Genomic DNA, 11441 nt, shown 5'->3' on the forward strand with positions numbered 1-11441 from the left:
CGGAGGACGCAGGCCTCAGAGGCCGATCCGCAGCGGGGTGAGGCGGGTCGCGATCAGGTTGGTGGCGCCGCGGTCGCGCTCGACGTGGCCGTGCACCAGCAGGCCGGCCCGGTCCAGGGCGGTGCGGCGCTGGGACTCCCAGACCGGGCGGTTGCAGATCACGTTGATCAGGCCGGTCTCGTCCTCCAGGCTGAGGAAGAGCACCCCGCCGGCCGTCGGCGGCCGCTGCCGGTGGGTGACCAGGCCGCCGACCACCACCGCCGTCCCCGGCGGCACGTCCGGGAGCTGGGCGGCGGACAGGGCGCCGCCGCGCTCCAGGTGGGTGCGCAGGTGCTGGAGCGGGTGGCTGGTGGCGGAGGTGCCGGTGGCCCACAGGTCGGCGATGGTCGCCTCGACCGGGCTCAGCTCGGGCAGCTCCGGCGCCTCGGTGCCGGGCGTGGTACCGGGGATCACCCCGTCCGATATCCCGGCGAACGCCCCTGCCGACCAGAGCGCCTGACGGCGCGTCAGGCCGAAGCAGTCGAAGGCCCCGGCCGTCGCCAGCGCCTCCAGGACCGGTGCGGGCAGGGCGGTGCGACGGGCGAAGTCCTCCAGGTCGGCGTACGGCCGCCCGGCCGCGATCGCCTCGGCCTGCGGGGTGCCGATGCCGCGCACCGTCTCCAGGCCGAGCCGGATCGCCGGCTGCGGGCGGCCCGCAGTCAGCGGCGGCTTCGGGGTCGGCCCCCGGTACGGCTCCAGGGTGGGCCGCGGCCCGCTGGCGTTGACGTCCACCCCGCGCACCCGCACGCCGTGCCGCCGCGCGTCCGAGACCAGGCTGAGCGGCGAGTAGAAGCCCATCGGCTGGTTGGCCAGCAGCGCGCACGCGAAGGCCGCCGGGAAGTGGTACTTGAGCCAGGCGCTGGCGTACACCAGGTAGGCGAAGCTGATCGCGTGGCTCTCCGGGAAGCCGTAGTTGGAGAACGCCTCGATCTTGCCGTAGACGTCCTCGGCCACCTCCGGCGGGATGCCGCGCTCGGCCATCCCGGTGAGCAGCCTGTCACGCAGTTCGGCGACCCGCTCGTGCGAGCGCTTGGCACCCATCGCCTGCCGCAGCCGGTCGGCCTCGGGAGGGGTGAACCCCGCGCAGTCGATGGCCAGTTGCATCATCTGCTCCTGGAACAGCGGCACCCCGAGGGTCTTGCCGAGCGCGTTCTCCATCAGCGGGTGCGGGCAGCCGGGCGGCTCGGCCCCGGCGCGGCGGCGCAGGTACGGGTGGACGGAGCCGCCCTGGATCGGCCCGGGCCGGATCAGCGCCACCTCGACCACCAGGTCGTAGAAGTGGTCCGGCTTGAGCCGGGGCAGCGTCGCCATCTGCGCCCGCGACTCGACCTGGAACACCCCGACGGTGTCCGCCCGGCGCAGCATCGCGTACACGCCCGGGTCGTCGTCCGGGATGCCGGCCAGGTCGTAGCGCAGGCCGTGGTGCTCGGCGACCAGGTCGCAGGCGTCGTGCAGCGCCGCGAGCATGCCGAGGCCGAGCAGGTCGATCTTCACCAGCCCGGCGCCGGCGGTGGACTCCTTGTCCCACTGCAGCACCGAACGCCCGGGCATCCGGGCCCACTCGGTCGGGCAGATCTCGCCGATCGGCTCCCTGGTGAGCACCATGCCGCCCGAGTGGATGCCCAGGTGCCGCGGCAGGCCGTGGAGTTGGGCGGCGAGCGAGAGCACGTCGGCGGGGATCACGGCGTCCGCCCCGGGCGCGGAGCGGAAGTCGGTCTGCCGGCTGAACGCGTCCACCTGGCCCTGCGGGTAGCCGAGCACCCGGGCCGCGTCGCGGATCGCCAGCCGCGGCCGGTAGGTGATCACGTTGGCGACCTGCGCGGCGTGCTCGCGGCCGTAACGGCGGTAGACGTACTGGATGACCTCCTCGCGGCGGCGGTTCTCGATGTCCAGGTCGATGTCGGGCGGCCCGTCCCGCGCGGTGGACAGGAAGCGCTCGAACAGCAGCCGGTAGTGGACCGGGTCGACGGCGGTGATCCCCAGCGCGTAGCAGACCGCCGAGTTGGCCGCCGAGCCGCGGCCCTGGCACCAGATGTCCTCCCGGCGGCAGAAGTCGACGATGTCGTGCACGATCAGGAAGTAGCCGGCCAGGTCGAGGTCCTCGATGACGTCCAGCTCCTTGGCGAGCTGGCGCCGGGCGGCCGCGTTGCCGGGCCCGAAGCGCGCCGGGCCGCCGGCGGCGACCAGGGCCCGCAGGTGGCCGATCTCGGTCTCGCCCGCCGGGACGGGGAAGCCCGGGAGCTCGGGGTCCAGCCGGGCGAAGTCGAAGGCGCAGGCGCGGCCCAGTTCGGCGGTGGCCCGCCGCACCCCCGGGAAGCGGGCCAGCCGGGCCGCCATCTCGCGGCCGGAGCGCAGGTGCGCGGTGCCGGCGGCCCGCGTCCAGCCGGCCGCGTCCTGCAGGGTGCGGCGTCCGCGCAGCGCGGCCAGGCTCTGCGCGAGCCGGCCCTGGGCGGGGCCCGCGTGGTGGGCGTTGGTGGAGGCGACGGCGGTCAGGCCGTGCTCGGCGGCGAGCGCGGCGAGGGCGTCGTTGCGCCGGTCGTCACCGGGCAGCCACTGGTCGATCAGCTCGACGTGGACGCTGTCGCGGCCGAACGCCTCCACGAGGGTGTCCAGCCGCCGCCCGGCGGTGCCGTCCCCGAGCCCGGCCGGGACCCGGCCCAGCCGGCAGCCGGTGAGCACCGCCCAGTGGCCGCCGTGCGCCCCGGCCAGCGCCGCCAGGTCGTACGCCGGGCGGCCCTTCGCCCCGCCCGCCAGCTGGGCGGCGGCGATCGCGGCGGAGAGCCGGCGGTAGCCGTCCGGGTCGCGGGCCAGCACCAGCAGGTGCTCGTCCCCGGCACCTTCGTGACGGATCGTCAGCTCGGCGCCGAACGCGGTGGCCACGCCCGTGCCGCGGGCCGCCCCGGCCAGCCGGACCGCACCGTACAGGCCGTCGTGGTCGGTGATCGCCAGGGTCTCCACCCCCAGCCGGGCCGCCTCGGCGACCAGGTCCTCCGGGTCGCTGGCGCCGTCCAGGAAGCTGAAGGCGGAGTGGACGTGCAGCTCGGCCCAGGGCTCGTCGGCGGGGGCGCCGGGGCCGTCGCCGGCACCTCCGGGGCGCCCCGGGCCGCCGGGGTGTCCCGGGCCCTCGGGGGCGGCGTCCTGCCGGGCGGGGCGGTGCAGGGGGACGACCGTGCGGTCCGGCGCCGCGCCGGCCAGGCGGCGGTGCAGCTCGTTCCAGGGGACGGTGGGGTGGCTGGTGAAGCCCATCGGGAGTCGCCTTCGTCGTTCTCGTGCTCGGATTCCCCCCGGGCCCGATCTCCGGTCAGTCGTAACCGGCCTCCAGGTACCACGCACCCCCCTCCACGGTGAGCAGCAGCGCCCGGCCGTCACCCACCACCACCTGGAACCGCGCCCGGCGACGGGCGAGCGCCTGGTCCCACCAGTACTCGACCGCCGGCCAGGGCCCGGTCCAGCCCTCCACCTGCTCCTCCCGCCCCTGGAACACCACCAGCACCGGCCGGGCCGACACCCCCGCCCGGCCGTCCACCGTCACCGGCAGCCCGGCCCCGTCCAGCACCCGCACCGGCGCCGGATCCCGCAGCACCACCGCCGGCCACACGTCCGGCAGCCGCCCCGGCCACGGCGCGTCGGCCGGCGCCGCCGCCTCGTACGGCTCGCCCCACGGCACCTTCACCGCCTGCTCACCCGGGCCCCGGCCGCCCGACGGCTCGATCCTGCGCAGCCCGGCGTGCCCGAGCACCGCCTGCACCCGGGCCACCGCCCGCTCGACCCGGTCGTCCGCGACCGCCTGCCCCCACAGCGCCAACTGGCGCCCCTGGTCCGGGGAGAGGCCGTCCGGGGCCAGCCGGAGCAGGGTGAAGCCGCCGCCCTCCCCGGACACCGACGCCGCGAAGGTGCCCGCGCCCTGCCAGGCCTGGAGCTGCCAGCGGACCCGCTCGGCCAGCGCCGTCGCCGAGAGCCGCCCCTCGTGCCGCCACAGCCGCGAGGCCGCCCGCCCGTCCGCGCAGACCACCTCGACGGCCACCCGCCGACAGGTCAGCCCGGCCCCCGCCAGCCGCTGGTGCAGGCGCTCTGCCAGCGTGCGGGCCACGAACACCAGGGGCTCGGCCAGCGGCTCGGGCGGGTCGAAGCGCTGCTCGACGGCGAGGTCCGGCTCCTGGTCGCGCGGCACCAGCGGGCGCGGCTGCAGACCGCGGGCCAGCCGGTGCGCGACCGTCCCGACCGGGCCGAACCGGTCCGCGACCGCCTCGGGCGGCAGCGCCGCGAACGCCCCGACGGTCGGCAGGCCGAGCCGCCCCAGCAGCTCCGCCAACGCCTCGTCGCCGAGCGTGCCCACCGGGTAGGGCGCGAGGAACTCGGCGGTCCGCCCCTGCGGCACCAGCACCCCGGCCCGGGCGGCGAGCACGGCGGCGAACAGGCCGTCGGCCACGCCGACCTGGGCGGTCGGGGGCTCCGGGGCGCTCGGGGGCTCCGGGGCGGGTTCCGGGGCGGGCTCGGGTACGGGCTCCGCGCCGGGGACGGCGTCCGGAACCGGCCGCCGCGCCAGCGCCTCCGCGACCGCTGTCCCGACCTTGGCCGCCAGCGCCTCCTCACCGCCGAAGTAGCGGCCCGGCCCCTTCACCGGGATCGCGCACAGACCGGGTCGGATCACCTCCACCCGGGGCGTGAACGCCTCCACCGCCGCGACCACCGGCTCGAAGCGGCGGGTCTCCGCCTCCGGGTCACGGTCGCGCAGTTCCAGCGCCGGGCAGAGCCGCTGGGCCAGCTTGAGCCGCTGCCCCTGCCGGACCCCGGCCGCCCGGGCCCCGGCCGAACAGGCGAGGATCCGCCCGCCCTCGGTCACGGCCACCGGGTCGTCACCGGTCACCGCCACCACCGGCCAGTCCGGGCACCAGACCACCAGCACCCGCGGCGTCCGGTCGGCGTCCTCCGTCGTGCCGCGCGCGCCGCTCGTGCTGTTCGTGCCGCTCATGCCGTTCACACCACCGCCGCCTGCTCGAGCGGCCGCGGCCCGGTCGCGCGCGGGCCTGCCGTGGCCGGATGTGCCGTGACCGGACGGTCCGGGGCGAGGTGGTCCGGGGCGAGGTGGTCCAGGACCGGGTGCTCCGGGGCCTGCGGTTCCCGGACCGGCCGCACCGCGCCGTGCTCGTCCGGCAGCCAGAGCCGGGCGGTCCGCCCGCGCACCGCCGAACCGCGCCCCTCGGCCACCACCTCGACCTGCCGGCCGGCGAGCTGCCCGTAGCCGTCCCCCAGCCCGAACCAGCGCCCGGACCGCACCCCCAGCCGCAGCACCGCCCCCGGCCAGGGCCCGGCCACCAGCAGCACGCACCCGCTGCGCCGCAGCACCGCCGCCAGCCGGGCGGCCAGCTTCGGCGCCACCGGGCCGTCCGGGCGCAGCATGACCAGCTCGACCGCACCGGCCAGCACCGAGACCACCTCGGCCCAGTACGGCCCCGGGTCGTCGGCGACCAGCAGCCGCCGCAGGTCCAGCCCGTACCCCTCGGCCGCGGCCAGGCCCAGCTCCGGCAGGCCGACGGCCGCGGTCCAGCCGCCCTCCGTCTCCTTCACCCCGGCCGCCAGCGCCAGCAGCAGCCCGGTGTCCCCACCCGCCACCGACACCGCCGCACCCCTGCGCAGCCCGCCGTCCGGCAGTACCTCGCGCAGCGCTGGCGGCACCGGGAGCAGCCCGCGGCCGGCCGGCCCGTCCCCCGGCACGGCGGTCGACGCCACCGGCCGGAGCGTCGGCCGCTCGGCAGCAGATTCGAAAACAGATTCGATGACGGGCACACCCCCAGGATCGAACATTCGTTCGCAAAGATTCAAGTCCGACCAGACCACCCCACTCGTCACACTCCGTGACAGCCGGACGGTCGGCGACCCGAGAGGCCCTGCGGCTGCGGGCGACACGCCCCGGCGTCGGCCGCGGACGGGCGCGAAGCCGATCCGGAACAGGCCGGTCGCCACCACCGGAGGCATCCGCCGAACGGCGGACGGCACCGAACGGCGGACGGCAGGCGGCGGGCGGCGCCCGACGGGGAAGCCGGCCACCGGAGGTCTCGCCGGATCGGGAGCCGCCGCCCCGCCCGGAGCCGGCACTCCTCGCCGGACGGCCACGAAAGGCGGGCCGGGAGGCTGCACCGGGCAAGTGAGCGCCACGCCCCCGAACAACCCACCCCCACCGGGCGACGACCTCAACAGCCGACGACTGCGCGACGAGTGACCGACAGTCACCACTCGGCCGGCAGCGGCATCCGGAGGCCCTCCGCCGGAGCGGGCCGCAAGGCGGGCGGGCACCGCCGCGTCGCGCCCCTCGCATCCCCCGCCCGCGTGCACCGCCCTGACACCGCAACGGGATCACGGCCGCCGGCACCGCCTCGGGCGCGACGACGTACGGGGCCACCCGGTGGCGTCCGGGCGGGCGGGGGTCGCCCGGGGCTTCCGGCGCCCCCTGCCCGCGCCGTCGCCGGAAGGGCTCCGTCGGCGGCGGTGTCGGGCGGGGCGGCTAGGGTCTGTCGTCGAACCCCCGTCGTCCGCTCGGAGGGCGGGCGGGGTGGCCTGGGGGTGCGTGCGCCGCAGGGGCGGAGAGGAAGTCCGCGCGGTGGGGGTGCCTTCCGGCCGATGGCTCGGGGAGTGCGTGCCCAGCCCCCCGTGGACGCGGGTTCGAAGGCAGACCCTAGGGTCTGGGGGTCAGGGTCGGGGAGGGTGTGGCACGTGGGGCAGGTTCGGGTCGCGGCGGCAGGGCTGCCGGACGGGGTGGTGCACGCGGGGAGCCGGGAGTTCCTGGTGCGGGAGGGGCTGCCGGCCTCGGGGGCGTTCCTGGACTTCGGGGCGATCGGTGACGGCGCGTTGGAGGCCCTGCCGGGGTCGGAGCGGTGGTTCGTCCTCGGGGAGACGGAGTACTGCGCGCCGTTCGCCGCGGCCGGCGGCCCGGTGCTGCTGGACGGGGTGACCGGCGAGGTGTTCCTGGGCGAGGAGGGTACGGCCGACGGGGAGGTGCGGCGGGATCCGCTGGCCTCCGGCCTGCCCGCGCTGGCCGGGCTGGTGCGGGAGGTCGAGGAGGTCGCCGCGGCGGCCCGGCGGGCGGACGCCCTGGACGGGCGGCGCGGACCGGCGGTGGTCGCCGAGGTGACGGCCGGGGCGGAGCGCCGGATGCGGGAGGCCGACCCGGAGCTGTTCGGGCGGGCCGCCGCGCCGGCGCACTGGGGCACGGCGCTGCTGGTGCGGGCGCTGGGCTGGGGTGCGCTGCCGGGTGGTCCGGGCGGGCCGGCGTTCGAGGTGGGCGCGGAGCTGGTCGCCGACCTCGCCGCGTTGACGGACCAGGACGACGGCGCGGGCGCGGTGCACCGCTTCCGCGCGGAGGAGCTGCCCGCCGGGCTGGTGCACGAGCCGACCCGGCGGCTGCTGACGGAGATCGGGCTGCCGCTCGGCGGGGCGATGTTCGGGGTGGGCGCCGAGCCGCTGGTCACGATGGCGGAGGCGTACCCGGAGTACTTCGACGGCGAGGAGGAGCGCCCGTACCAGCGGGAGTTCCTGGCGCTCGGGGACTGGCCGACGGATCTGACGATCGCGCTGGACGGTGTCACCGGCCGGCTCGAACTGCCGGACTGGTACGACGACGGCGAGCCGGAGGCCTACCTCAACCGCGACCTGTCCGCCCTGCTCTACGCGCTGTGGACGTGCGAGCGGCTGCGCGCGGAGTGGGACCGCTGGGACTACGGGCGGGGCCGGGACACCTGGGCGGTGTTCGACCCGCAGTCGCTGCTGAGCACCGTGGTGGACCGTCTGGTGGAGGCCGTCGACCCGGAGGCGTTCGCCTCGCCGGGGCGTTCGTGGCGGCTGCTCGCCGAGGACGCGCACCTGGGCGGCCTGCTGGGCTGATCCGGGCGGGCCCCGCACCGGACGCCCCGGCGGCCGGGCGGGGCGCAGGCGGACGCCCGACGGGGTGCGGAGGGACGCCCGACGGGGTGCAGGCGGAGACCGGCCGGAATCCGGGCGGAGTCAGGGCTTGCGGTTGCCGCAACGGCAGCTCCTACGGTCGTGACCAGGGCCGGAGGAACCGGCCCCGGTCCGAGCGGACGTGAACGAGGGGGAAGACGGATGGCAGCGGCCTGGCCGATCGCGGCGGTCGCCCGGATGTCCGGGGTGACCGCCCGGACCCTGCGGCACTACGACGAGATCGGGCTGCTGCCACCGGCCCGGATCGGCTCCAACGGCCACCGCTACTACGAGGAGCGGCAGTTGCTGCAGCTGCAGCAGATCCTCGTGCTGCGCGCGCTGGGGGTCGGCCTGACCGAGATCGCCCGGATCACGGACGATCAGGTGGACGAGCTGGAGGCCCTCCGGGACCACCAGCGCCGGCTGCTCGCCGAGCGCGACCGGCTGGCCGCCCTGGCCGCCACCGTCTCCCGCACGATCGCCGACCTGGAACGTTCCCGAAGGGACGGCACACCCATGACCAGCATCAACCGACCGGAGAACCTGTTCGAGGGCATCCAGCCCGCCGACGTCGAGCGGAGCCTGCGGGACTTCCCCGAGCACGCCGAGGCCGCCCGCCGCACCACCGCCGCGATGAGCCCGGCCGAGGTGGAGGCCGGCCAGCGCGAGCGGACGGCGCGGATGGTCCGCCTCGCGGAGCTGATGACCGCCGGCCACCCGGCGGACGCGGAGACCGTGCAGAGCCACGTCGACGCCGAGTACCGGCAGCTCACCGCCCTGCGCGGCGTCCCGGTCGGGGAGTACCTCGCGATCGCGCGTTCCTGCACCGGGAACGACCAGTGGCGCGCCGTGTACGAGGCCGTGGCCCCGGGTCTGGCCGCCTACCAGCGGGCCGCCATGGAGGCGTACGCGGCGGCGCGGCTGGGCTGATCCGGCGGGGCCCCCCCCCCACCGGGGGGCGGGGGGGGGCGCCCCGGGGCCCCCCGCGGGGGGTGGCGGGGGGGGGGGGGGGGGGGGGGGGGGGGGGGCCCCGCCGGGGGGGGGGGGGGGGGGGGGCCCCGACCGGGGCACCCGGGAGGGTGGTGCCGGGGGCGCGGGGGGACGGCGCCGGGGGCGCGGGGGGACGGACCCGGACGACCTTTGATCGCCCACCGACAAGTGAGAGGGCTCACTCCGCGGCAGGGGGCTCGCTCGCCGACGAGGGGGTCATCTAGGCTGGTGACGTGCTCATCCTTGTTCGTCGTCGCCACGTGGACCTGCTCCGCGTGACGAGCATGTCCTGTCGACGCTCCAGCTGAACCTCGCGCCAACCACCCTCAGGGCGGCCCCCACGTGGCCGCCACCACCTCCCGGCCCCCGGAGCACCCGCCGCACCAGGCGGTTCCTCCGGCCGCCCCCGGTCGATCACCGGGCCCCGCCGGGACGAGACCAGCGGATGTCACACATGTCGCAGCAGCACACGCCCGTACCCGACTCCCTCCCGGTGATCGACCTCTCGCTCGCCCACGGCGGCCCCGAGGACCGTCGCCGCCTGCACGACGAACTCCGTGCCGCGGCCACCGGCGTCGGGTTCTTCCAGCTCGTCGGCCACGGCATCACCCCGGCAGAGACGGCCTCGCTCACCGCGGCGATGCGCGCCTTCTTCGCCCTCCCCGAGACCGACCGGCTCGCCGTGAGCAACCTCAACTCCCCGCACTACCGCGGCTACACCCGCACCGGTGACGAGCGCACCGGCGGCAGCCAGGACTGGCGCGACCAGCTGGACATAGGCGCCGAGCTGCCCGCGCACGTGCCCGGCACCGGCGAGCCCCCCTACTGGTGGCTGGAGGGGCCCAACCAGTGGCCGGCCGCGCTGCCCGAGCTGCGCACCGCCGCGCTCGGCTGGATCGACCACCTCGGCGACGTCGCCCGCCGCCTGCTGCACGAACTCCTCGCCGCGATCGGCGCCCGCCCCGACTTCTACGACGCCGCCTTCGCCGGCCACCCGCACCTGCGGCTCAAGCTGGTGCGCTACCCCGGCACCGCGCCGGACGGCGCCGGCCAGGGCGTCGGCGCCCACAAGGACTACGGCTTCATCACGCTGCTCCTCCAGGACACCGTCGGCGGGCTCCAGGTCGAGCGCCCGGACGGCACCTTCCTGGAGGTCCCGCCGATGGAGGGCGCCTTCGTGGTCAACCTCGGCGAGCTGCTGGAGGTGGCCACGGACGGGTACCTCAAGGCCACCAACCACCGGGTGGTCAGCCCGGCCGGCGCCCGCGAGCGGTTCTCCGTGCCGTTCTTCTACAACCCGCGCCTGGACGCCCACATCGAGCCGCTGGACTTCCCGCTCGCCCACCACGCCCCCGGCGCCACCGAGGACCCGGAGAACCCGCTGTTCGCCGAGTTCGGCCTCAACGAGTGGAAGGGGTACACCCGGGCCCATCCCGAGGTCACCCGCCGCCACCACGCCGACCTCGCCGAGGCCTCGTCCCGCTAGGTCCCGACGGGCCAGGCCCCGACGGGCCCCGTGGGCCGTCCGCGCGCCCCGTCCGCCCCCGCCGCCACCGTGCGCCGGGGGCGGACCCGTGTGCGGACGCGGGGCGGCGCGGGCCCGGACCGGCACGCGGTGGACCCGCACGCCCGGCACTGTCACACTGCAGCTGTCACAGCGGAAGTGTGCCAGCGCAGGAGGCGACGGATGGGGGAAGCCGTGGAGGACGGGGTGGTCCGGCTCACGGTGGACGAGCTGGCGGCGCGGGCCGGGGTGACGGTGCGGACGGTCCGGTTCTACGGGACGAAGGGGCTGCTCCCGCCACCGGAGCTGGGCCCGCGACGGGTCGGGCTGTACGGCCCGGCGCACCTGGACCGGCTGGGGCTGATCGAGGAACTGCAGCGCCAGGGCCTCACCCTGGCCGCGATCGAGCGGTACCTGGCGCAGCTGCCGGAGGACAGCACGCCGCTGGACCTGGCGATCCACCGGGCGCTGGTGGCGTCCTGGACGCCGGAGGCGGTGGAGGAGCTGGGCCGGGCGCAGCTGGAGCGGCGGGCCGGGCGCGGCCTGTCGGAGGAACAGGTCGGCCGGCTGGCGGCGATGGGGGCCGTGGAGCGCACGGCCGATCCCGAGGTGTTCCGGGTGGATCCGGGCCTGCTGCCGCTCGGGGTGCGGATCCTGGACGTCCCGATCCCGCTGGAGACGCTGCTGGCCGCCCGCGCGGTGGTGCTGGAGCACAGCCGGGCGACGGCCCGGGAGTTGCAGCGGCTGTTCCGGGAGACGGTGTGGAAGCCCTACCGGGAGAGCGAGCCGGCTCCGGAGGAGCTGGCCCGGATGAAGGCGCTGACGGACCACATCCAGCCGATGGTGGCGCAGGCGCTGGTCACGGCGTTCCAGCGGTCGCTGCGGGAGGAGCTGGGCGGGGCCGTGCTGGGCACGGCCCCGCCCGCGCGGGACTGACGGTCGCTCGGTCCGGTGCCGAACGGCGGTCACTCGG

Annotated in this window: 7 protein-coding genes; 4 read left to right on the top strand and 3 right to left on the bottom strand. The window is 77.0% G+C overall.

What is annotated here, in order from left to right:
- Nucleotides 1-15: 15 nt before the first annotated feature.
- From ACIRS1_RS34420 to ACIRS1_RS34430, 3 genes are read right to left on the bottom strand one after another with little or no spacing between them, the layout of a single operon-like run.
- On the bottom strand, nucleotides 16-3285 hold the full coding sequence (locus ACIRS1_RS34420) for an error-prone DNA polymerase (protein ID WP_402846163.1): 3270 nt from the start codon (nucleotides 3283-3285) through the stop codon (nucleotides 16-18).
- 55 nt (nucleotides 3286-3340) lie between these two features.
- Nucleotides 3341-5011: a DNA polymerase Y family protein gene (locus tag ACIRS1_RS34425; protein WP_402846165.1), complete on the bottom strand. Its 1671-nt coding sequence runs from the start codon at nucleotides 5009-5011 to the stop codon at nucleotides 3341-3343.
- Nucleotides 5012-5016: 5 nt separating this feature from the next.
- Nucleotides 5017-5769 (bottom strand): hypothetical protein, encoded by a 753-nt coding sequence (locus tag ACIRS1_RS34430; RefSeq protein ID WP_402846168.1) that lies wholly within the window; start codon nucleotides 5767-5769, stop codon nucleotides 5017-5019.
- Nucleotides 5770-6657: 888 nt separating this feature from the next.
- On the opposite strand from ACIRS1_RS34430, the gene ACIRS1_RS34435 reads away from it, so the two are divergent.
- The 4 genes from ACIRS1_RS34435 (at nucleotide 6658) to ACIRS1_RS34450 (ending at nucleotide 11404) form a co-directional block, all read left to right on the top strand.
- Entirely contained in the window at nucleotides 6658-7917 is a 1260-nt protein-coding gene (locus ACIRS1_RS34435; RefSeq protein ID WP_402846171.1) for an SUKH-4 family immunity protein, read from the top strand.
- A 219-nt stretch (nucleotides 7918-8136) separates the two neighbouring features.
- Nucleotides 8137-8904, top strand: a complete 768-nt coding sequence (locus ACIRS1_RS34440) for a MerR family transcriptional regulator (RefSeq protein WP_402846174.1) — start codon at nucleotides 8137-8139, stop codon at nucleotides 8902-8904.
- Nucleotides 8905-9418: 514 nt separating this feature from the next.
- On the top strand, nucleotides 9419-10450 hold the full coding sequence (locus ACIRS1_RS34445) for an isopenicillin N synthase family dioxygenase (RefSeq protein WP_402846175.1): 1032 nt from the start codon (nucleotides 9419-9421) through the stop codon (nucleotides 10448-10450).
- A 201-nt stretch (nucleotides 10451-10651) separates the two neighbouring features.
- Nucleotides 10652-11404, top strand: coding sequence for a MerR family transcriptional regulator (locus tag ACIRS1_RS34450; protein WP_360214154.1), 753 nt, complete (start codon nucleotides 10652-10654; stop codon nucleotides 11402-11404).
- Nucleotides 11405-11441: the final 37 nt, after the last annotated feature.

The sequence above is a fragment of the Kitasatospora sp. NPDC101176 genome (assembly GCF_044768035.1).
In the GTDB taxonomy this organism is placed as follows: domain Bacteria; phylum Actinomycetota; class Actinomycetes; order Streptomycetales; family Streptomycetaceae; genus Kitasatospora.